At 61.2% G+C, this 20266-nt stretch carries 22 protein-coding genes and 1 tRNA gene; 15 read left to right on the top strand and 8 right to left on the bottom strand.

The features are described 5' to 3' along the window. Positions 1-257 precede the first annotated feature (257 nt). The 5 genes from ASE60_RS33085 (at position 258) to ASE60_RS33065 (ending at position 4053) form a co-directional block, all read left to right on the top strand. A complete protein-coding gene (locus ASE60_RS33085) occupies positions 258-1298 on the top strand; it encodes a cysteine synthase A (RefSeq protein ID WP_057255987.1) in 1041 nt (346 codons plus the stop codon). Between the two features lie 7 nt (positions 1299-1305). Then, positions 1306-2055, top strand: coding sequence for an alanyl-tRNA editing protein (locus tag ASE60_RS33080; protein WP_057255983.1), 750 nt, complete (start codon positions 1306-1308; stop codon positions 2053-2055). Positions 2056-2071: 16 nt separating this feature from the next. After that, complete coding sequence (sseA, locus tag ASE60_RS35965; protein WP_057255981.1) at positions 2072-2926, top strand: 3-mercaptopyruvate sulfurtransferase; 855 nt, start codon at positions 2072-2074, stop codon at positions 2924-2926. Between the two features lie 4 nt (positions 2927-2930). Beyond that, complete coding sequence (locus ASE60_RS35960; RefSeq protein WP_057255979.1) at positions 2931-3494, top strand: GNAT family N-acetyltransferase; 564 nt, start codon at positions 2931-2933, stop codon at positions 3492-3494. Between the two features lie 91 nt (positions 3495-3585). Then, on the top strand, positions 3586-4053 hold the full coding sequence (locus ASE60_RS33065) for a DUF1203 domain-containing protein (RefSeq protein WP_057255977.1): 468 nt from the start codon (positions 3586-3588) through the stop codon (positions 4051-4053). Between the two features lie 48 nt (positions 4054-4101). Here the strand turns inward: ASE60_RS33065 and ald are convergent, their stop codons facing one another. Then, the gene (gene ald, locus ASE60_RS33060; protein WP_057255974.1) at positions 4102-5220 is read right to left on the bottom strand and encodes an alanine dehydrogenase; all 1119 of its coding nucleotides are present in this window, start codon (positions 5218-5220) and stop codon (positions 4102-4104) included. A 157-nt stretch (positions 5221-5377) separates the two neighbouring features. Here ald and ASE60_RS33055 point away from each other — a divergent pair, with 157 nt between their 5' ends. Continuing rightward, entirely contained in the window at positions 5378-5839 is a 462-nt protein-coding gene (locus ASE60_RS33055; RefSeq protein WP_057255972.1) for an Lrp/AsnC family transcriptional regulator, read from the top strand. A 15-nt stretch (positions 5840-5854) separates the two neighbouring features. On the opposite strand, the gene ASE60_RS33050 is transcribed toward ASE60_RS33055, so the two are convergent. Then, entirely contained in the window at positions 5855-7102 is a 1248-nt protein-coding gene (locus ASE60_RS33050; protein ID WP_057255970.1) for a GGDEF domain-containing protein, read from the bottom strand. Between the two features lie 239 nt (positions 7103-7341). On the opposite strand from ASE60_RS33050, the gene ASE60_RS33045 reads away from it, so the two are divergent. Then, positions 7342-9315: a bifunctional 2',3'-cyclic-nucleotide 2'-phosphodiesterase/3'-nucleotidase gene (locus ASE60_RS33045; RefSeq protein ID WP_057256098.1), complete on the top strand. Its 1974-nt coding sequence runs from the start codon at positions 7342-7344 to the stop codon at positions 9313-9315. Between the two features lie 177 nt (positions 9316-9492). Here the strand turns inward: ASE60_RS33045 and ASE60_RS33040 are convergent, their stop codons facing one another. Both ASE60_RS33040 and ilvA read right to left on the bottom strand, forming a co-directional pair. Beyond that, complete coding sequence (locus ASE60_RS33040) at positions 9493-9813, bottom strand: HlyU family transcriptional regulator (RefSeq protein WP_057255968.1); 321 nt, start codon at positions 9811-9813, stop codon at positions 9493-9495. Positions 9814-9888: 75 nt separating this feature from the next. Continuing rightward, the gene (gene ilvA / locus ASE60_RS33035) at positions 9889-11136 is read right to left on the bottom strand and encodes a threonine ammonia-lyase (RefSeq protein WP_057255966.1); all 1248 of its coding nucleotides are present in this window, start codon (positions 11134-11136) and stop codon (positions 9889-9891) included. A 258-nt stretch (positions 11137-11394) separates the two neighbouring features. Here ilvA and ASE60_RS33030 point away from each other — a divergent pair, with 258 nt between their 5' ends. From ASE60_RS33030 to ASE60_RS33010, 5 genes are all read left to right on the top strand, one after another. After that, positions 11395-12849: a TrkH family potassium uptake protein gene (locus ASE60_RS33030; RefSeq protein ID WP_057255963.1), complete on the top strand. Its 1455-nt coding sequence runs from the start codon at positions 11395-11397 to the stop codon at positions 12847-12849. Positions 12850-12930: 81 nt separating this feature from the next. Then, positions 12931-13521 (top strand): hypothetical protein, encoded by a 591-nt coding sequence (locus ASE60_RS33025; RefSeq protein WP_057256090.1) that lies wholly within the window; start codon positions 12931-12933, stop codon positions 13519-13521. Positions 13522-13525: 4 nt separating this feature from the next. After that, on the top strand, positions 13526-14230 hold the full coding sequence (locus tag ASE60_RS33020) for an HAD family hydrolase (RefSeq protein WP_057256088.1): 705 nt from the start codon (positions 13526-13528) through the stop codon (positions 14228-14230). Positions 14231-14410: 180 nt separating this feature from the next. Further along, a complete protein-coding gene (locus ASE60_RS33015; protein WP_156414768.1) occupies positions 14411-14668 on the top strand; it encodes a hypothetical protein in 258 nt (85 codons plus the stop codon). Between the two features lie 70 nt (positions 14669-14738). Further along, positions 14739-14823, top strand: a tRNA-Leu gene (locus ASE60_RS33010). A gap of 82 nt (positions 14824-14905) precedes the next feature. On the opposite strand, the gene ASE60_RS33005 is transcribed toward ASE60_RS33010, so the two are convergent. The 3 genes from ASE60_RS33005 to wrbA all read right to left on the bottom strand — a co-directional run bounded on the left by ASE60_RS33005 (position 14906) and on the right by wrbA (position 16276). Then, positions 14906-15124 (bottom strand): hypothetical protein, encoded by a 219-nt coding sequence (locus ASE60_RS33005; RefSeq protein ID WP_057255959.1) that lies wholly within the window; start codon positions 15122-15124, stop codon positions 14906-14908. A gap of 81 nt (positions 15125-15205) precedes the next feature. Further along, entirely contained in the window at positions 15206-15448 is a 243-nt protein-coding gene (locus ASE60_RS33000; RefSeq protein ID WP_057255956.1) for a DUF2188 domain-containing protein, read from the bottom strand. A gap of 228 nt (positions 15449-15676) precedes the next feature. Beyond that, positions 15677-16276 (bottom strand): NAD(P)H:quinone oxidoreductase, encoded by a 600-nt coding sequence (gene wrbA / locus ASE60_RS32995; protein WP_057255954.1) that lies wholly within the window; start codon positions 16274-16276, stop codon positions 15677-15679. Positions 16277-16442: 166 nt separating this feature from the next. On the opposite strand from wrbA, the gene ASE60_RS32990 reads away from it, so the two are divergent. Continuing rightward, on the top strand, positions 16443-17195 hold the full coding sequence (locus tag ASE60_RS32990; protein ID WP_057255952.1) for a competence/damage-inducible protein A: 753 nt from the start codon (positions 16443-16445) through the stop codon (positions 17193-17195). A 174-nt stretch (positions 17196-17369) separates the two neighbouring features. Continuing rightward, positions 17370-17867, top strand: coding sequence for a xanthine phosphoribosyltransferase (gene gpt / locus ASE60_RS32985; RefSeq protein WP_057255950.1), 498 nt, complete (start codon positions 17370-17372; stop codon positions 17865-17867). Between the two features lie 182 nt (positions 17868-18049). On the opposite strand, the gene ASE60_RS32980 is transcribed toward gpt, so the two are convergent. Further along, positions 18050-19525 (bottom strand): bifunctional ADP-dependent NAD(P)H-hydrate dehydratase/NAD(P)H-hydrate epimerase, encoded by a 1476-nt coding sequence (locus tag ASE60_RS32980; protein ID WP_057255948.1) that lies wholly within the window; start codon positions 19523-19525, stop codon positions 18050-18052. Positions 19526-19868: 343 nt separating this feature from the next. Here ASE60_RS32980 and ASE60_RS32975 point away from each other — a divergent pair, with 343 nt between their 5' ends. Next, complete coding sequence (locus tag ASE60_RS32975; RefSeq protein ID WP_003528058.1) at positions 19869-20207, top strand: P-II family nitrogen regulator; 339 nt, start codon at positions 19869-19871, stop codon at positions 20205-20207. Positions 20208-20266 lie beyond the last annotated feature (59 nt).

Here is a 20266-nt window from a genome sequence, read left to right as displayed (position 1 = left end):
GGGCGAAAAAGACTTGCCCGGCCCTTCATCGCGGCAACGCTCCTTGTCGCTGAGCCCCACATGCCTTGGAGACGATTTTTGTTCGGGACAGAGCGGCGGCGAAACGCTATTTCTTGCCTGAAGTGCAGGCTGAGCCGAAAACACGCCAACATTTCGGCGGTCCGGGATCGTTGTTGATTTTCGTCAGCCGCCGTTCGTATTTCCCTGGTACGTGTCGCCCTGCCCCGGCGCCTGTCCTCAAACACGAGGTTCTGAAAATGGCCATCCTACCGTCCGTCCTCGAAGCGATCGGCAACACACCCTTGATTCGGCTGAAGGCCGTGTCGGAGGCCACGGGCTGCGACATCCTCGGCAAGGCCGAGTTCCTCAATCCGGGGCAATCGGTGAAAGACCGCGCCGCACTCTGGATCATCCGGCAAGCGGAACGGAGCGGACAGTTGCGCCCGGGCGGGGTCATCGTCGAAGGCACGGCCGGCAACACCGGCATCGGGCTGGCGCTGGTCGGCCAGGCACTTGGCTATCGCACCGTCATCGTCATTCCGGAAACCCAGAGCCAGGAAAAGAAGGACGCCTTGCGGCTGCTTGGCGCCGAGCTCGTCGAAGTGCCGGCCGTTCCCTACAAGAACCCCAACAACTACGTGAAGATCTCCGGCCGGCTCGCCGAGCAACTGGCGAAGACCGAGCCGAACGGCGCCATCTGGGCCAACCAGTTCGACAACGTCGCCAACCGTGACGCGCATGTGGAAACCACGGCGCCGGAGATCTGGCGCGACACGGACGGCAAGGTCGATGGCTTCATCTGCGCCGTCGGCTCCGGCGGCACGCTCGCCGGCGTTGCACAGGGGCTGAAGGCGAAGAACCCGGCGATCAAGATCGGCCTTGCGGATCCGCAAGGGGCGGCACTCTACAACTTCTATACCAACGGCGAACTGAAGTCCGAGGGCAGCTCGATCACCGAGGGCATCGGCCAGGGCCGCATCACCGCCAATCTCGAGGGCTTCACGCCGGATTTCTCCTACCAGATTCCCGATTCGGAAGCGGTCCCCTATGTCTTCGACCTGATCGAGCGCGAAGGCATTTGCGTCGGCGGTTCGACGGGCATCAACATCGCCGGTGCCGTTCGTCTCGCCAGGGAGCTCGGCCCGGGACATACGATCGTGACGATCCTCTGCGACTATGGTAACCGCTATCAGTCGAAGCTCTTCAATCCGGACTTCCTGGCCTCCAAGGGGCTGCCGGTGCCGACCTGGTTGAAGACGTCTTCCCACATTGCGGTGCCATACGAATCAGTTGGATAGGAATGCGATGACCAGGACCGTGACCGCCCTTTTCCGAGACGATTTCTACCTCTCGACCTGCGAAGCAAGCGTCACCGGAATTCTGGAAGATGGCGGGATCGAACTGGATCAAACCTGCTTCTACGCAACCTCCGGCGGCCAGCCCGGCGACACCGGCTTTCTGGAGCGGGCCGATGGCAGCCAGATCGACATCGCGGTCGCCCGTCACGGCGAAACCAAGGACATCATCGTCCATGTGCCGGCCGAAGGGCAGCCGGCACCCGCCGTTGGCGAGAAACTCGTTCTGCATATCGACTGGCCCCGCCGCTATCGCTTGATGCGCATGCACACCGCCTGCCATCTGCTCTCGGTCGTCTGCCCCTTCCCGATTACCGGAGCCTCGGTCGGCGAAGACGAGAGCCGTGTCGATTTCGACATGAGCGAGACGATCGACAGGGACGACGTCACCACTGCGCTGATGAAGCTCGTCGAAGAAAACCATCCTGTCTACGTCCAGTGGATCACCGACGAGCAACTCGTCGCCAATCCCGGCATCGTCAAATCGAAGAATGTGCGCCCGCCTGTTGGCCTTGGGCGCGTCAGCCTCGTTTGCATCGGCGAAAACTCGGCGATCGACAGCCAGCCCTGTGGCGGTACCCATGTGTCGGAAACGCAGGAAGTGGGTGCCGTCCACATCGCCAAGATCGAGAAAAAGGGTAAGGAGAACCGTCGGTTCCGTATCCGCTTCGGCATGCCCGAAGATCGCGCATCAGTTTGAGTAGGGAGTTGCGACTGTGACCAACAACAAAAGCGCCTTTGTCGTATCGGCCGATTGGCTGCAGGAGCGCCTCGGCGATCCCTCGATCCGGATCCTCGACGCCGCCTGGTATCTGCCGGCTCAGAACCGCAACCCGAAGACGGAATACGATGCCGGGCATATTCCCGGTGCCGTCTTCTTCGATCAGGACGTTATTGCCGACCACACGAGTGGCCTGCCCCACACCCTGCCCTCGCCTGAAGCCTTTGCCTCGGCGGTTGGTGCGCTGGGCGTCAGCGAAAAGGACACGATCGTCGTCTACGACGGTCCCGGCATCATGACCGCTCCGCGCGTGTGGTGGATGCTGCGCATCATGGGCGCCAAGAACGTCTACGTGCTCGACGGCGGCATGGACGGCTGGAACACGGAGGGGCGCCCCGTCAGCACCGAGGTACCCTCACCCAAGCCGGCGACGTTCAACGTCAATTTCACCCCGGCGGCCGTGACCTCCTTCGCGCGGATGACGGAAATCGTTGCGGATGGCTCGATCCAGATCGCCGATGCCCGCGGTGCCGGACGTTTCTATGGCGAGGAGCCGGAGCCGCGTGCCGGCATGCGCTCGGGCCATATGCCCGGCGCGCACAGCCTTCCCTCCGGTACTTTCTCGGAAAACGGAAAGTTCAAGGATCTCGCGACGCTTCGCCAAACCTTCGCCGACGCCGGCGTCGATCTTTCCAAACCTGTCGTTACGACCTGCGGCTCCGGTGTCACCGCCGCCATCATCACGCTGGCGCTGCAATCGCTCGGCCACACGGACAACACGCTCTATGACGGTTCCTGGTCGGAGTGGGGTGGTCGCGCAGACACGATGATCGTAACCGGTCGAGAGTGATATCATGCGTTCGCCGAAGCTCGCCTCCCTGACAGCACATGTAACCGAACTCGAGATGACGGCGCCGCCGAAGCAGAGCCTGCCGATGCCCGTCAATATCCAGACCGCCATCCTGCGCGTCTCCGACATTCCGCTCAGCTACTATCGCTTCTTGTACCTGCGTGTCGGCCGCCGCTGGCACTGGACCGAGCGGCTGCGGATGAACGACGAGGAACTCGCCGCCGTGCTCGGCGACAAGCGCACGAGTGTCACGGTGCTCTATGTGAACGGCGCGCCGGCCGGTTTCTTCGAGCTGCACCAGGACGAGGACGACGTCGTCGTGCTCGTCCATTTCGGACTGATGGAACATGCGCTCGGGCTTGGCCTCGGCAAGTGGTTCCTGCTCCAGACGCTGTTTGCCGCCTGGGCGCTGAACCCGAGCAAGCTGACGGTAACGACCAACAATCTGGATCACCCCCGCGCACTGCAGCTTTACCAGCAATTCGGCTTCTCGCCGGTCGCCACCCGTGAGACCACGGTCGAACCTTTGACCGACGATGAACTGCTGACCCTGGCGAAAAATCTCTGACACATTTCGCCCGGCAAGTTCCGGGTGTCGAATGGATCGCGACCGGTGCAATCTCCTGATCGAACAATCAAACCGATCAAGGAGATGCGCCATGACGTTGCGCTACATTCCGATGTCCGACGACGAAGCGCGGCGGATCCGCGAGGGCGGGCCGGATGCCTATGGCAACCGGCCGGAGCGAGAGATATCCGATGGTGATGGCGTGCCCTGTCGGTACTGCCTGCGCAATGTCGCAGCCGGCGAGCCCTATCTGATCTTCGCCCTGCGGCCGTTTTCGTCGTTGCAGCCCTATGCGGAGACCGGCCCTGTGTTCATGCACGCCGAGGAATGTCCGGCGCATGACGGCGATACGCTTCCGCCGATCTTGGCTTCGAGTGTCAGTTATCTGCTGCGCGGTTATGGCGAGAACGAACGGATCGTCTACGGGACCGGCGGTGTCGTTCCGGCGGAGCAGTTACAGGCGCGAGCGGAAGAACTGCTGGCCCGACCGGACGTTTCCTCCGTGCATGTGCGTTCGGCCAAGAACAATTGTTACCAGTGCCGGATCGAGCTGACCTGACCACCAAATTCGGCCCGGCATTGATGCCGGGCCGAAAGCATCGTTCCGTCAGGCGACGCTCAGCACCGCCTCGGGCGCAAAGGCATCATAACCGAGCGCTTCGGCCACCGGCGCGTTGGTGACGCGTCCGCGATGAACGTTGAGGCCGGCACGCAGATGCCGATCCTCGGCAATCGCCTTCAGGCCCTTATCCGCGAGCTGCAGGCCGTAGTGCAGCGTGGCGTTGTTGAGCGCATGCGCAGAGGTCACCGGCACGGCGCCCGGCATGTTCGCCACGCAATAATGCACGATGCCATCGACCTCGTAGGTCGGGTCGGAATGCGTCGTCGCGTGGGACGTCTCGAAGCAGCCGCCCTGGTCGATCGCGACGTCAACGATGACGGCCCCCTTCTTCATGCCGGTCAGCATTTCGCGGGTCACGAGCTTCGGCGCCGCAGCACCCGGAATGAGCACTGCCCCGATTACCAGATCGGCGGAGAAGACTTCCTCTTCCAGTGCGTCGATGGTCGAGTAGCGTGTGTGCACGCGGCCGGCGAAGAGATCGTCGAGTTGGCGCAGGCGCGGGATCGAGCGATCGATAATGGAGACGTCGGCGCCAAGCCCGGCCGCCATGCGCGCCGCATGCAGGCCGACGACGCCGCCACCGATGACGGCCACCTTCGCCGGCAGTACACCCGGCACGCCGCCGAGCAGGATACCGCGGCCGCCATTGGCCTTCTGCAGCGACGTGGCGCCCGCCTGGATGGCCAGGCGTCCGGCAACCTCGGACATCGGCGCAAGCAGCGGCAGGCCGCCGCGATCGTCGGTGACGGTTTCATAGGCGATCGCCGTGACGCCGGAATTGAGCAGACCCTTGGTCTGTTCCGGATCGGGCGCAAGATGCAGGTAGGTGTAGAGAATCTGGCCTTCGCGGAGCTGCACCCATTCGGAGGGCTGCGGCTCCTTGACCTTGACGATCATGTCCGACTTTTCGAACACTTCCTTTGCCGTCGCGACAATCTTCGCGCCAGCGGCACGGTAAGCATCGTCATCCGCGCCGATCCCTGCCCCGGCCTTGGTTTCCACGATCACCTCGTGGCCATGGGCAACATATTCACGCACCGAGCCGGGCGTCAGGCCGACTCTATATTCATGGTTTTTGATTTCCTTCGGGCAACCGACACGCATCCTCGCGTTCCTCTCCTGTTATGGGCTTTTCGCCACTTTTGACGAGGCATTCAGCAAAACACGCCGTGAATCGAATGTCCTTGCAAAGACGAAACCCGGGGCGCATTGATTTCGAAGAAGATTGCGTGAAGTGACGCATGATTGAGGGAAAAAACGAATGAGCGAACTCGATGCCATCGATCATGCGATTCTGCGCATTCTCCAGCAGAACGGCCGCATCTCGAATGCCGACCTTGCGGCGAAGGTCGGGCTCTCTCCGTCCGCCTGTTCGCGACGAGTCGACATCCTGGAAAAATCAGGAACGATCGCCGGCTATCATGCCCGCATCGCCCATAAGGCGCTCGACTACCAGATCATGGTGATCGTCCATATTTCGCTGTCGGGCCAGTTCGCCAAGACACTCGCCGAGTTCGAAGCGGCGGTGAAGCTCTGTCCGAACGTACTCGTCTGCTACCTGATGTCAGGCGAGTACGACTACATCCTGAGGGTCGCCGCCAAGGACCTACAGGACTACGAGCGCATCCACCGCGACTGGCTCTCGGCGCTGCCCCATGTGGTCAAGATCAATTCCAGCTTCTCGCTGCGGGAAGTGATCGACCGGCCGAATGTCGGCATTTGAAGGAATGAATGCAGCCTAACGGCCGACGACGCAGTCGCGGCCCCGTCCCTTGGCGGCGTAGAGCCGAAGATCTGCCTCCGACAGCAGGTTCTCGATCGCCGCCCCGTCGTCCGGCGTCGACGATAGACCGATGCTTGCGGTCACCGGCCGTCCGTCCGGGGTCGAGACGCGATCCGACACGGCAACGCGAATCTCGTCCGCGCGCCGCAAAGCATCGCCATGGGCCATTGCCGGGCAAAGGATCACGAACTCCTCGCCACCATATCGAAACAGTCGGTCGACCGGACGCAACTTCGACTTCACCGTCTCGACCAGCCGCTGCAGGACGCGGTCGCCCTCCTGGTGGCCGAAGCGGTCGTTGACGCCCTTGAAATGGTCGACGTCGATGATCATCAAGGTGACGGCCGCATTGTCGGCACTCGCCGCGCGCAGCATTGCCGGCGCTTCGATCTCGAACCGGCTGCGATCGAGCGAACCCGTCAGCGTATCCTGACCGGACCGTGACAGCAGGTCCTCGTAGCGTTCGCGGAACGTCAATGCATTGAAGATATCGCCAAGCGGCCGGTCCGACATCGCCAGGAACGGATGGCGCGAGGCATTGAGATAAAGTCCGATCGCGATCGCATAGAAGGGTGCTGCCAGCATCTTCGCCATCCAACCACCCCAGAAGACCTCGAAGGGTGCACCGTTCCACCAGCGAAGTGCCGCATAGAAAGCAGCCTGATCGAATGTCAGCACGACAACGCCGCAGATGAGAAATCGGAGCGTCACGAAGCGCCGCAACCACCGGCCCAGCCGCTCGTAAAGCAGAATGATCATCAGCGAATCGAAATAGAGGATGGTCGTGCCCCAGACCATCAGCCAGCCCATCTCATCGATGAAGGCGAGGTCGGCGGACCGCTCCGCCACGATCGCTACGGTGTCGTGCTGGCGCAACAGAAGGCTCAGTGCCACCGTCAGGAAGTTGCCGGCGAGCAGCCCGTAGATCGGCTGGCGAACGGTTGCCGCGTCTTCCTTCACATAGAGCAGCAGGATCATCATCAACTTGCCGGAGAAAAGCACAGCAGAGCCTGGCGAGATCACGCCGAACGGCAATTGCACATAGAAGACTGCGGCGAGATAGGTCTCGATGAAGTGCATGACGCCGAGTGCGGCGACGAAGACGCCAAGCCCCAAACGGGCGCGAAGATGCAGCAACCCGATCATCGCCGTAACGTAGACCAGCGCCTCGCCGACGAAGAGAAGAAGGTTGGCGTTTGGCATGTGCTTGAAAAAGTTCCGTTTCCCGAAGCACGGTTAAACAGGAAGTTTGAAGAAAACTTTAGCGGAACCCGCGGCTGTCAGCCGCCAGAATGCGAAAATCTGCCGCTTTCGAAAATGTCGCCTTTCCGGCATAGTCGCCGCCAACCCACCATGGTTCGCGCAGCCGCGAACAAAACTCCGGATTGCACTCGTCTCGGAAAAACCGGGATCCTTGATAAATGGAGGACCGCATGCCATCGATGACATCCCCGCTCCACCTTACGCGCCGTTCGCTTCTCGCGGGGGCCGCGGCTTCTTCGGCGCTTGTCATGCTGCACCCCTTCTCAGTCCGCGCCGCCGCCAACCAGGCGCATCTCAGAATCATGGAAACGACGGACCTGCACGTGCACGTCTTTCCCTACGACTATTACGGCGACAAGCCCAACGATACGGTCGGCCTTGCGCGCACCGCCTCGATCATCGACGCCATCCGAGCCGAAGCGACAAACTCCATCCTGGTCGACAATGGCGACTTCCTCCAGGGCAACCCGATGGGCGACTACATTGCCTATCAGCGCGGCATGAAGGACGGCGATATCCACCCTGTCATCGCCGCCATGAACGTGCTCGGCTATGATTGCGGCACGCTTGGCAACCACGAATTCAACTATGGCCTGGACTTCATGTTCAAGGTCCTGGACGGCGCGAACTTCCCGCTGGTCTGCGCCAACCTGACGAAGGGCGCACTTGCCGCCAACGGACGTCAGGATGAGCTGTTTCTCAAGCCTTACGTCATTCTCGACCGAAAAGTGAAAGACGGCTCCGGCGCGGAACATCAGGTTCGCATCGGCCTCATCGGCTTCGTTCCACCACAGATCATGACCTGGGATGCCAAGAACCTCGAAGGCAAGGCCAGTGCCCGCGACATCGTCAAGGCCGCCGAAGCCTGGGTGCCACAGATGCGCGAGGAAGGCGTCGACATCGTCGTCGCCCTCTCCCATTCCGGCATCGGCCAGCAGGCCTATGCGGAGAACCTCGAAAACGCGTCCGTTCCCCTTGCCGCCATCGCAGGCATCGATGCGATCGTCACCGGCCACAGCCACCTCGATTTCCCCGGGCCGAAGTTCGACGGCATCGCGGGGGTCGACAACACGAAGGGCCTGATCTCCGGCAGGCCCGGCGTCATGGGTGGTTTCTGGGGCTCGCATCTCGGCCTGATCGACCTGCTGATCGAACGGGAGGGTGGCGCCTGGCGTGTCGTCAGTTCAACGAGCGAGGCGCGGCCGATCTACCGTCGCGAAGAAAAGAAGGTGATCGCCGAGGTCACCGACAAGCCGGAGGTGCTGGCCGCCGCGAAGAAGGACCACGAGGCAACACTCGCCTATGTGCGCACGCCTGTCGGCAAGACCAGTGCGCCGCTCTATTCCTACTTCGCCCTGGTCGCCGACGACCCGTCCGTGCAGATCGTCAGCCAGGCGCAGACCTGGTACATCAAGGACATGTTGAAGGAGACCGAGTACCGCGACCTGCCGGTGCTGTCGGCAGCGGCCCCCTTCAAGGCCGGCGGCCGTGGCGGCGCGGACTACTACACCGACGTCCCCGCCGGCGACATCGCGATCAAGAACGTCGCCGACCTCTATCTCTATCCGAATACGGTGCAGGCCGTCGTCATAACCGGCGACCAGGTGCGCAACTGGCTGGAAATGTCTGCCGGCATCTTCAACGAAGTCAAACCTGGCGCCTCGGACGCGCCGCTGATCAACGGCGGTTTCCCGTCCTATAATTTCGACGTCATCGACGGCGTCACCTATCAGATCGACCTTTCCGTGCCGCCGAAGTTCGACAAGGACGGCAACACGATCAATGCGTCGTCGAACCGTATCAAGAACCTGCAGTTCAACGGGCAACCGATTGACGCAGCGCAGAAATTCGTGGTTGCGACCAACAACTACCGGGCCGGCGGCGGCGGCAATTTCCCCGACATCGCCGCCGACAAAGTGGTGTTCGTAGCCCCCGACACCAACCGCGACGTCGTGGTGCGCTACATCATCGATCAGGGCACGATCAACCCATCTGCCGACGCCAACTGGACCTTCGTGCCACTCGCCAATACGACCGTGACCTTCGACAGCGGCCCGAAGGCCCGGCAGTTCCTGGCACAGGTGAAGGGCGTGACGATCGAAGATGCCGGTGACTCCGCCGAAGGCTTTGCCCGCTTCCGGATCAAGCTCTGAGCTTCAGGCGAACCAGGGTCGGGCCGCCCTGCTTGTGGCGGCCTATCATTTTGAGCGGACGATGCAGATTTAGCTGGTCCGGTGATCCGTACGCAGACCGATGAAAATTAGCACGAGACATTAAGAATGCCCGCTAACCATCTGAGACAATTTAGCTACGTTGCAGGCGGCGTCTGATCAAACCTGACGCGACTGGGCGTCGTCGGAAAACAGCGACGGGCCGGTCTGGTCGATGATCTGGCGTCCCTTGCGCAGAGCGGCATCGATCGCGTCCTGCTCCGAGGTGAAGAGATCGGCGCGGATGAAGCTGCGGGTCTTGGTGCCGCCATCCGCCGAGGCCTTCTCGATGCTTCCAGCCAGACGAAACTGCGAGCCTTCACGCATGGGCGTCGCGCGGATGGTGCATTCGGCATAGACCTCGGTCTTTCCAGGCGCAGCCTGCGTCTGGTTTTCAGAAGAGCCCGAACGGCCGAACAATTTCGAGAAAAACGATGCCATGCCCAAGACTTAGACGCCGCGGCCGACACTGTCAAAGCCTAAGTGCCGATAATCAACCGCAGCGCCCTGATCCGTTTAAATGATGAGATTGGAGAGGATTTCGTTCTCGGTGATGTCCTGGTAGCGAAGCCCCGCGGCGTCGAAGCGAGCCTTCAAGACCGGGAAGTTCTCGGCGTGTTTGGTCTCGATGCCGATCAGAATGGAGCCGAAGTTGCGCGCCGATTTCTTCAGGTATTCGAAGCGCGAGATGTCGTCCTCGTCGCCGAGCAGATTGAGGAAGTCGCGAAGCGCGCCGGGCCGTTGCGCCATGCGCAGAATGAAGTACTTCTTGAGCCCGGCATGGCGCATCGCCCGCTCTTTGACGTCGGGCAGACGATCGAAATCGAAATTGCCCCCGGAGACGACGGCAACCACCGTCTTGCCCGCCAGTTTCTTGGGGCCGAGTACGTCCAGGGCTGCAACCGAAAGCGCCCCTGCCGGCTCCAGCACCACACCTTCGACATTCAGCATGTCGACGATCGTCAGGCAGATTGCATTCTCCGCTAGAAGCATCACCTGATCGGCGGAAAAGCGCCGAAGCGCTGCAAAATTGAGGTCGCCAATCCGTCCGACGGCGGCACCGTCAACGAAATTGTCGACCTGATCGAGGGTCACGACGCTGCCGGTTTCGAGGCTTTCGCGCAGGCTGGGGGCACCGACGGGTTCGCAGAAGATGAAATGATCCGCTTCAACCACGTCCTTGAAATAACCCGTCACACCGGCAGCAAGGCCGCCGCCGCCAACGGGCAGGACAACGAGATCAGGCGTGACACCGTCAGGCAGCTGCCAGGAAATTTCGGCGGCAACGCTTGCCTGGCCTTCGATGATATCGGCATGATCGAAAGGTGGCACCATGACGCCGCCGATCGCTTCGACGTGATCGCGCGCCGCCTTGTAGCACTGGTCGAAGATATCGCCGACGAGGCGGATGGTGATGAATTCGCCGCCAAACATGCGGGTCTTGTCGATCTTCTGCTGCGGCGTCGTCACCGGCATGAAAACGACGCCCGGCACGCCGAAATGACGGCAGACAAAGGCAAAGCCCTGGGCGTGGTTGCCGGCCGAGGCGCAGACGAATGTCTTGCCGGAGGCGCCGGCGCCAAGCGCCTTGCGGAAGAAATTGAAAGCGCCGCGGATCTTGTAGGAGCGAACGGGCGACAGGTCTTCGCGCTTGAGGTAGATGTTGGCGCCGTAGCGCGCGCTCAAGTGCTCGTTGAGCTGCAGCGGCGTCGGCGGGAAGATCTCCCGCAAGGCTTCGGTTGCGGCTTCAACATCCTGCTTCATCGCGTGCGGTCTTCCGTTGAGTTGGCTAGAGCATCCCGCTCTCAAGTGGAATCACTTGAGGCGGACAGATGCTCTAGAATCAAAATGCTAGAGCGTCCTTAGTGCGTTCATCTGAACGCACGGCGCTCTAGTGGCTGTGGCTATTGCACATTGCAACGCCCGAAGCCATCGCTTTGACTCGAATCGGACTGCCGTGAACAATGCGACTGCATCCCGTTAGGCCGGGACGTCCGCAACGCTTTCCGGGAAATTGAACGCTTGAACGCAACTCTGATCCGGCATGCTGTGCACATCGCGGCAATCCTCGGCATCTATCTCGCATGCGCGATGCTGGTGCCGGCGATGGTTGATCTCTACTACGGCCATCCCGATTGGCAGATCTTCGCCGCTTCGGCCTTTATGGTCGGCGGGTTGTCGCTTGCGACCTTCATGGCGACCCGCACGGGGCCACCGCCCTTCTCCAAGAAGTTCGGCTTCGTCCTTGTCAACCTGCTGTGGGCCGTGTTTTCGGTGGTCGGCGCGATCCCGCTCTGGCTGTCGTCACTTGACCTCGATTTTGCCCAGGCGCTGTTTGAGTCCGTATCGGCTATCACCACGACCGGAGGCACCGTCATCGTCGGGCTCGACGACGCGCCGCCCGGACTGCTCGTCTGGCGCTCGCTGCTCTGCTGGCTCGGCGGCATCGGCATCGTCGTGCTCGGCCTCTTCATCATCCCCTATCTCAGGGTCGGCGGCATGTCCTTCTTCAAGATGGAATCCTCCGATACCAGCGACAAGCCGTTTGCACGCCTCGCCAGCTTCAGCCGCGCGTTCCTGATCGTCTATGTCGTCATCACGCTCCTCTGCACCATCGGCTACTTCCTGACCGGCATGAACCGCTTCGACGCCATCAACCACGCGATGTCGACCGTCGCCACCGGCGGCTTTTCCACCCATGATGCATCCTTCGCCTATTTCGGCAGCATTCCACTGCTCTGGACGGCGATCTTCTTCATGGCGCTTTGCAGCCTGCCGTTCTCGATCCTGATCGTGCTGGTGGCGCGCGGCCGGCTTGACGCGCTGCGCGATCCGCAGATCATCGTCTTTCTCGGCTATCTCTCTGCCTTTTCGGTCGCAGTGGCGGTCTATCACCGCCTGGCGAATGGCGTCGAATTTCACCTGGCGCTGGCGCATTCCTTCTTCAACATCACCTCGATCCTCTCGACGAGCGGCTATGCCAGCCAGGACTACAGCCTCTGGGGGCCCTTCGTCGTCATGGCCGCCTTCATCGCGACCTTCATGGGCGGTTGTTCCGGATCGACCGCCGGCGGCATCAAGGCCTATCGGTTCATCGTGCTCTTCAACGCGATCCGCTCAGGGCTCAACAAGCTCGTCTATCCCAATGCGATCTACGCCGTGCGCTACGGCAACAGCACCGTCGATGCCGACACGCAGCGGGCCATCTTCCTGTTCTTCATCACCTATATCCTGCTCTGGGTCTTCGGCAGCCTCGCCATGGGTGCGCTCGGCTACGACCTGGTCACGGCGACATCGGCGGTCATCACCTGCCTTTCGAATGTCGGTCCCGGGCTTGGCCCCATCATCGGGCCGGCCGGCAACTTCTCGACGCTCGGCGATCCCGAGCTCTATCTGCTGTCGCTGATGATGCTTCTCGGCCGTCTGGAAGTGCTGACCGTGCTCGTGATCCTGACGCCGGTGTTCTGGAAGCATTGACCATTGGCCGGCCAGCCCTATCGTCTTGACTTGATGCGGCAGATGCCGAAAGTCGGTGTCATCCGGCGATGGGGGAACGTCATGGTGAAACATATTCTTCTTCTGGCGACGCTGAGCGCCGCCACGACACTATCCGGACACTCCATCGCCCACGCCGGACCGCTCACCGACGCGGCGGCGCAGGCGGAGAAACTTGCCGCTTCGGGCGATGCGGCAAAGGCGCGAGACCTGCTTCTCAAGGCGATGAGCGACTTTTCGCAAACGCTGCCCTTCGCGATCGGCAAGGCGATCTTCGTCTCCAAGCAGCCGACTGGTTATGCGATGTACCAGCCGCGAGACGGCTCGGTCTTCAAGGAGGGAGAGTCGCTGATCTCCTACATCGAGCCGATCGGCCTCTCCTGGAAGGATGCGGCAGAGAAGGGCAAGCTCGAGAGCCATTTCACCGTCGACTTCGATATCCTCAATCCGAAGGGTGACGTTCTCGCCGGCCAGAAGGCCTTCGGCGACTTCACCTTCACCGGTTACCTCAGGAACCAGGAAATCTATTCGACGCTGACCATCGATGTTTCCGGCGCGCCGGCCGGCGACTACGTGCTGCGCTTCCATTTCAATGACGTCAACAGCGGCAAGACCGCTAGCGTCGACCAGCCCTTCAAGATTGCCGGACCGTAAGATCATGCCCCATGCAATAACGACTGTTGGTTTCGATGCCGACGATACGCTTTGGCAGAACGAACAGTTCTTTCGCCTGACCGAGGCACGCTTCGCCGAACTTCTGAGCCCCCACACCGACACCGAGCATCTGTCCGAACGGCTGCTTGCCGCGGAGAAACGCAATCTCGCTCTCTACGGTTTCGGCATCAAAGGCTTCGTTCTGTCGATGGTCGAGACCGCGGTGGACGTGACGGATGGGAAAGTCCCCTCATCCGTGATCGCCGAAATCCTGGCGGCCGGCCGCGACATGCTTGTCCATCCGGTCGAACCCCTGCCCCATGTCCAAGAAACACTCAGTGCCCTTCACGGCACCTTCCGCCTTGTCATGATCACGAAAGGCGATCTCTTCGACCAGGAGCGCAAGCTCGCGGCCTCCGGCCTTGGCGATTATTTCGACGCCGTCGAGATCGTCAGCGACAAGAATGCGAGCACCTACGAACGCCTCTTCAAGCGCCATGGCGACGGGCCGCTGAAAAGCCTGATGGTCGGCAACTCTCTGAAATCCGACATCGTTCCGGCCCTCGATGCGGGAAGCTGGGGTGTTTACGTCCCACATGCACTGACTTGGGCATTCGAGCATCACGACAAGCCGGAGAACCATCGGAGATTTCGCGAGATCGACGATCTCGGCGGATTGCCGCCGATCCTTGAACGCTTGCCGCTCTAGGCACGCGGGCTAATTGCCCTCCTGGGGCCACACCACCAAAAGGCTGTTGGCGAGGCGTCGGAGGCTATCGCGACCGCATCCGCGCTAGCGCGTCGAACGAAATCAGCGGTTGTACTCCCTATCCACCGCACTCCGAATCAGCGCGATATACCATCGCGATTTCGTCAGGGGGGAGTGACAATGGCACAAATATTCGGTGCAACAATTTCAATGCTGCTGCTCGGCACGCTGATCGGGTGGCTGCTGCGCAAGGTCTCCGCTCTCAGCGTGCTTTCGTCCCGTCTGGCGGGCTTGGTCGTCTTGGCGTTCGTGGCTCCTGCCATCTACTCATTCAATTCGGGCCGCCCCTATTTCGAAATGTTCATCCTCTGCGGCATCGCCGCGCTCATCGCAGCTGTCGTCTTCTACTTTCTGAAGCCTAAGCAACAGAGCGCCTGAGCGGCAATCCACCTTTCACCTGTCTGATGCACTTGACTGTTCCCCTTGAGTGTTTGATCTAGGGGGCAAAGCGGGCGTGGCGAAACTGGTAGACGCAAGAGACTTAAAATCTCTCGGCCTTGGCTGTGCGGGTTCGATCCCCGCCGCCCGCACCAGACATCCGGCTTTCAATGATTATTCCGCGCACGTGTAGCCGCTCGCTGAGAAGCGAGAGGTTGCTTCAGAGAGCGCGACCGCTCAGCTGTTGTAGTAGTAGCAATCGCATTCGGCCCGGTAAGCATCGTCGTGCCATACCCGGACGGCGAGCTTCGTTGCGCATCCCTGGTTTTCCAGCCTCAGGCCGAGAAGGGAGACCGCTGCCGCCTTCGAATTGGGGGCGTCCACCTCGATTGCCGATCCGACCTGGTGGACTCCCTGCCGCGGGGTCCAGGTGAAGATCTGAACGTTATAGTGCATCGAATATCCTCCGTGGGAGAGATGGTGTGCACGCAATACTCACGCTTGTGTTCGGATTGAGCCGGCCTGCCTTGAAGCGTACTAGCCGTCTTCTACGGTCGCTTCCGGCCGATCGCCGCCGTCTGTGTGCTCGAAGTGCCAGTGGCCTTCGTCATCCTGGAAACTGATATCTTCGTCGTCGCCGCCGACCTGTTGTTCGGCGGCGGCAGCCTTGGCGGCGGCTAGCGCCATTTCGCGGCTGGGAAAGGGCTCCGAATATGCTTCGGCGGCCTTATAGGCCCATCCTCCGTCATGAGGAACGATGGTGTAAGTGATCCGCGCCATACTTCCCTCCCAATCGTCCGAAAACGCTTCGGTCTTCGGCGGGCCGTTGCCGCACGGCCGTTCTTTCCTCCTCGTCAAAGGCATGTTCATGCCGAACGCCGCGGATATTACCACAGGTGCGGTGCGAATTGCCACCTTCGCGAATCACTCCGAAACGGCGTGTCGCGAATCAAAAGAGCGGCCCCTTTCGGAGCCGCCCTTGATCAAGAAATCCAATATCTTGAGCGATCAATCGGCGAGCTTCGCGGCGATCTTGGCGACATGTGCGCCCTGGAAACGAGCGGCTTCGAGTTCAACCTCGGAGGGCTGGCGCGAACCGTCGCCGCCGGTGATCGTCGAGGCGCCGTAGGGCGAGCCGCCCTTGATCTCGTCGAGGCCCATCTGGCCCTGGAAGGCATAGGGAAGACCGACGACGACCATGCCGTGGTGCATCAGGGTCGGGATGAAGCCGAGGATCGTCGACTCCTGGCCACCATGCTGCGTCGCAGAGGATGTGAAGACCGAGCCGACCTTGCCGACCAGCTTGCCCTTGGCCCACAGGCTGCCCGTCTGGTCGATGAAGTTGCGCATCTGCGAGGCAACGGTGCCGTAGCGCGTGCCTGCGCCGAAGATGATTGCGTCATATTGCGCAAGTTCTTCGACGGTGGCGATTGGCGCTGCCTGGTCCAGCTTGTAGTACGAAGCCTTGGCGACTTCTTCCGACACAAGTTCGGGCACGCGCTTCACGTCCACTTCGGCGCCGGCCGATTTCGCGCCTTCGGCCACCGCATAGGCCATCGTTTCGACGTGTCCGTATGCCGAATAATAGAGAACAAGAACCTTGGCCATAAAATGCTCCTTTGGATTCAAGCGATCCCACTTGATCACCGCTGCCGGGAAGATTTATCAAAATGCGGCCGCTTGCCAGAAGCTGTCCGAGAAACAGACTGTTCTCGCCCGTCGAACAATAAACAATCACTGTTAAATGATTGGCTTATATAAGTAGGAATTACCGATGAGCACAAAAATCGTCACTGCCGCGATGGTCGCCATCGGCGATGAACTTCTGTCGGGTCGCACCAAGGACAAGAACATCGGCCATCTCGCCGACATGATGACCATGGTGGGCATTGATCTGCGCGAAGTGCGGATCGTCGCCGATGACGAAGCCGCCATCGTCGAAGCGATCAACGCCGTACGCAGCCGCTACGATTACGTCTTCACCTCGGGCGGCATCGGCCCCACCCATGACGACATCACCGCCGACGCGATATCACGCGCCTTCGGCGTCGAGTGCGTCTACGAGCCCGAGGCGATGGCCCTGCTCGGCGCGATGTACGAGCGCCGCGGCATGGAGTTCACCGACGCCCGCAAGCGCATGGCGCGCATGCCGCTTGGCGCACGCCACATCCCGAATCCCGTCTCCACCGCGCCGGGCTTCGCGATCGGCAATGTGCATGTCATGGCCGGTGTGCCGCAGGTGTTTCAGGCCATGCTCGACGCCTTGCTGCCCGGCCTTCAGGTCGGTTCGCCCCTCCTCTCGCGCACCGTTCGCTCGCCATTCGGCGAAGGCGATATCGGCAGTCCGCTGACGGAGGTGCAGAAAAACCATCCGGAGACCAGCATCGGCTCCTACCCCAAGTTCGACGGCAAGAACTTCTCGACCGATATTGTCGTGCGTGCCCGCGATCCGCAGGCGCTGGCTGCGGCCGAAGCCGATGTGCAGGCGATGATCCAGGCAATCACCGAAGCACGCGCAAAAGCGTGACTTCCCTGTATAGCGCCCTTAGCGCGTCTTAAAGGACGCGCGGCGCTGTAGAGCCTTGCACTTTGACCGCTATTGCCGTTATTGCATGTCGGCAAATCAGGATGACGCGTTCCCGCCTGCCCGATCTGCCGGACGCTTCGTCTTTACCAAGTACAGACAAGCCGGAGCCCACTGATGTCGCTGCCCGATAAAGCCTTTCCCGTCTCCTGGGACCAGTTCCACCGTGACGCGCGCGCGCTTGCGTGGCGCCTCGCCGACAACGGCCAGGAATGGCGCGCCATGGTCTGCATCACACGCGGCGGCCTGGTTCCTGCGGCGATCATCTGCCGCGAGCTCAATATCCGCATGATCGAGACCGTCTGCATCGCGTCCTACCACGACTATGACACGCAGGGTCAGATGAAGGTGCTGAAGGGCATCGCACCCGAAATCGCCGAGAACGGCGGCGAAGGCGTGCTGATCGTCGACGACCTGACCGACACCGGCAAGACCGCCGCGGAAGTGCGCGCCATGCTGCCGAAGGCGCATTTCGCCGCCGTCTACGCCAAGCCGAAGGGCCGGCCGATGGTCGATACCTTCGTTACCGAAGTGAGCCAGGACACCTGGATCTACTTCCCCTGGGACATGGGCTTCACCTATCAGGAGCCGATCGCCAAGGGCACCCGCGGCTAAGAGCAATTCCAGGAAAAGTGTGAAACGGTTTTCCGTCCGGAATTGCGTAATTTCAAAGACTTAGATCATATCAGTGTTTCGATGAAACAATGAAATGATCTAAGAGCCGGGCAAACAGACAAAAGCGCCTCGAGCGGTCCCTCCCATGAAGTCCGGCTGCTCGAGGCGTTGCATTTCCAGCCTCACGCCAATGGCGGTATGACGCCAATCAATGTCTCGGCGGTGAGCCCCCGCCCGGCCTGGCTGCCGGCCGCGCCATGTCGCCACACGGCGGCCGCCGCTGCCTCGAAGGCCGGCATCCCTTGAGCAAGATGTGCGCCGATGATGCCGGCGAGAACGTCGCCCGAACCGGCCGTTGCCAGCCATGCTGGCGCATTGTTATTGACCACGGCCCGACCGTCCGGTGCTGCGATCACCGTGTCTGCTCCCTTGTAGACGATGACCGCATGGCTCTCGCGAGCCGCCTTCTGCGCCCTTTCGATCTTGGAGAGTGCGCCGTCGCCGGCAATTTGGGGAAAGAGGCGCGCGAATTCGCCCTCGTGCGGCGTCATGACCATCTGCCCTCCGCCCCTCGCAAGCGCGGCGAAGAGTTCCTCGCGGTTCGCCTGAAACGACGTGATCCCGTCTGCGTCGAGCACCAGCGACCGATCGCACAAAGCAAGCGCAAAGTCCCTCGCCTTCTTGCCGACACCGAAGCCGGGCCCGAGGACGAAGCTGCCCAAGCGACGATCCTGCAGCCATTTCGTCAGGTCTCGCTTACCTTCCACTTCGTTGACCATCACAGCGGTCAATTGCGACGCATTGATGCCGAGCGCAGCCTTTCCCGTTGCCACCGTGACCAGTCCGGCGCCGGCCGCGAGCCCTGCCGTGGCCGCCAGGCGCGCGGCCCCCGTTGCTTGCCGGTCGCCTGAAAAGACGACGAGGTGACCACGCCTGAACTTGTGCGTTGACGGCGCGAGATCTCCACGCCAGCCGGACCAGACCGTCGGCGAATTCAGACGCAGCGGGCCGGCCTCGGCCAGCACGATGCGCGGCGGGATTCCGATATCGAAGACGTCGAGCTTTCCGCACAGGGATCGACCGGGCAAAAGCCAGTGGCCCGGCTTCGGCGCCATGAAGGTTACCGTGTGGCGGGCTGCGAAGGCGGCGCCACGGACTTCACCGGTCCGCCCATCGATGCCGCTCGGCAGATCGACCGCGATGACCGGGAGCCCGCTCGCGTTGATCCGTTCAATGAGCTGAACGACGTCCCCCGAGAGACCGCGCGAGAGCCCGGCCCCGAACAGCGCATCGATGACGACATCGCCGGCCCGAAGTTCGATTGCGTCAAGCGACGCCGCCGGTCCCTTCCATTCCGACCGTGCGCGTGCGGCGTCGCCTTGAAGTGCCGCGGGATTGCCGAGTGTAAAAACCGCGACATCCGCCCCACTTTCCGCAAGACCGCATGCCGCGACATAACCATCGCCGCCATTGTTGCCCGGCCCGCAGAGCACGAGGAAACGGAGGGCATCCGGGAAGTGTCGCAAGGCCGCCGCGGTCACGGCCAGGCCGGCGTTGCGCATCAGTGTGAAGCTTTCGATGCCGGATTGGGCGGCCGCCTGATCGATTGCCGTCATTTCCGAGGGCGTGATCAACAAGTGCTGAAGTTCGGAGCGCATGTCGTAGACTTATCCATGCCCGACGGCGTGACGCAAGGTCTCACACCCAGCACGGATTTGCCCCAAAATTATGCATTTGCACATATTTGTTGCTCAAATAACGTGCTTCACCCTGTTGATGACTGAAAGCATCGACCGATGCCGGGCAACTTTCGATCGAAAATCATAAAAATTAGGCAGATCCCAGCCAGGAAATGGCATGGAAAACCCGCAATCCACGTCGTGGCAGTAGATTTTTTGTCGTTCTGACAGATTTTCGCAGAAAAACTGGCATGCAACGTGCATATTCAGGGCGAGCGGGCATGATCCTGCTTTAAAGGGAGAAGCGGAGAGACATTTTCTCATGAAAAAGATCGAAGCGATCATTAAGCCCTTCAAGCTCGACGAAGTGAAGGAAGCCCTTCAGGAAGTCGGCCTGCAGGGCATCACCGTCACGGAAGCCAAGGGCTTCGGGCGGCAGAAGGGTCACACGGAGCTGTATCGCGGCGCCGAATACGTGGTGGACTTCCTGCCGAAGGTTAAGGTCGAGGTCGTGCTGGCGGACGAAAACGCGGAGGCCGTCATCGAGGCAATCCGCAATGCCGCGCAAACCGGCCGCATTGGTGACGGAAAGATTTTCGTTTCCAATGTGGAAGAAGTCATCCGAATTCGCACGGGCGAAACCGGCCTCGACGCCATCTGATATCACGGGCCGTCCGGCCCGGTTCTTTTCAAACCTCGTCATCTCACACAGGGAATAAC

Origin of the sequence: Ensifer sp. Root278, from assembly GCF_001429285.1 — a bacterium.
Classification (GTDB): domain Bacteria; phylum Pseudomonadota; class Alphaproteobacteria; order Rhizobiales; family Rhizobiaceae; genus Ensifer.
This window is presented reverse-complemented; position numbering and strand designations above follow the sequence as displayed.

Coding starts and splice junctions, on each gene's coding strand:
- ASE60_RS33080 (WP_057255983.1), top strand. CDS start 1,306: ATGACCAGGACCGTGACCGCCCTTTTCCGAGACGATTTCTACCTCTCG.
- wrbA (WP_057255954.1), bottom strand. CDS start 16,276: ATGGCCAAGGTTCTTGTTCTCTATTATTCGGCATACGGACACGTCGAA.
- ASE60_RS35960 (WP_057255979.1), top strand. CDS start 2,931: ATGCGTTCGCCGAAGCTCGCCTCCCTGACAGCACATGTAACCGAACTC.
- ASE60_RS33045 (WP_057256098.1), top strand. CDS start 7,342: ATGACATCCCCGCTCCACCTTACGCGCCGTTCGCTTCTCGCGGGGGCC.
- ASE60_RS32980 (WP_057255948.1), bottom strand. CDS start 19,525: ATGCGCTCCGAACTTCAGCACTTGTTGATCACGCCCTCGGAAATGACG.
- ASE60_RS33055 (WP_057255972.1), top strand. CDS start 5,378: ATGAGCGAACTCGATGCCATCGATCATGCGATTCTGCGCATTCTCCAG.
- ASE60_RS32990 (WP_057255952.1), top strand. CDS start 16,443: ATGAGCACAAAAATCGTCACTGCCGCGATGGTCGCCATCGGCGATGAA.
- gpt (WP_057255950.1), top strand. CDS start 17,370: ATGTCGCTGCCCGATAAAGCCTTTCCCGTCTCCTGGGACCAGTTCCAC.
- ASE60_RS33040 (WP_057255968.1), bottom strand. CDS start 9,813: ATGGCATCGTTTTTCTCGAAATTGTTCGGCCGTTCGGGCTCTTCTGAA.
- ASE60_RS33000 (WP_057255956.1), bottom strand. CDS start 15,448: ATGGCGCGGATCACTTACACCATCGTTCCTCATGACGGAGGATGGGCC.
- ASE60_RS33065 (WP_057255977.1), top strand. CDS start 3,586: ATGACGTTGCGCTACATTCCGATGTCCGACGACGAAGCGCGGCGGATC.
- ald (WP_057255974.1), bottom strand. CDS start 5,220: ATGCGTGTCGGTTGCCCGAAGGAAATCAAAAACCATGAATATAGAGTC.
- ASE60_RS33025 (WP_057256090.1), top strand. CDS start 12,931: ATGGTGAAACATATTCTTCTTCTGGCGACGCTGAGCGCCGCCACGACA.
- ASE60_RS33020 (WP_057256088.1), top strand. CDS start 13,526: ATGCCCCATGCAATAACGACTGTTGGTTTCGATGCCGACGATACGCTT.
- ASE60_RS33050 (WP_057255970.1), bottom strand. CDS start 7,102: ATGCCAAACGCCAACCTTCTTCTCTTCGTCGGCGAGGCGCTGGTCTAC.
- ilvA (WP_057255966.1), bottom strand. CDS start 11,136: ATGAAGCAGGATGTTGAAGCCGCAACCGAAGCCTTGCGGGAGATCTTC.
- ASE60_RS32975 (WP_003528058.1), top strand. CDS start 19,869: ATGAAAAAGATCGAAGCGATCATTAAGCCCTTCAAGCTCGACGAAGTG.
- ASE60_RS33015 (WP_156414768.1), top strand. CDS start 14,411: ATGGCACAAATATTCGGTGCAACAATTTCAATGCTGCTGCTCGGCACG.
- ASE60_RS33005 (WP_057255959.1), bottom strand. CDS start 15,124: ATGCACTATAACGTTCAGATCTTCACCTGGACCCCGCGGCAGGGAGTC.
- ASE60_RS33085 (WP_057255987.1), top strand. CDS start 258: ATGGCCATCCTACCGTCCGTCCTCGAAGCGATCGGCAACACACCCTTG.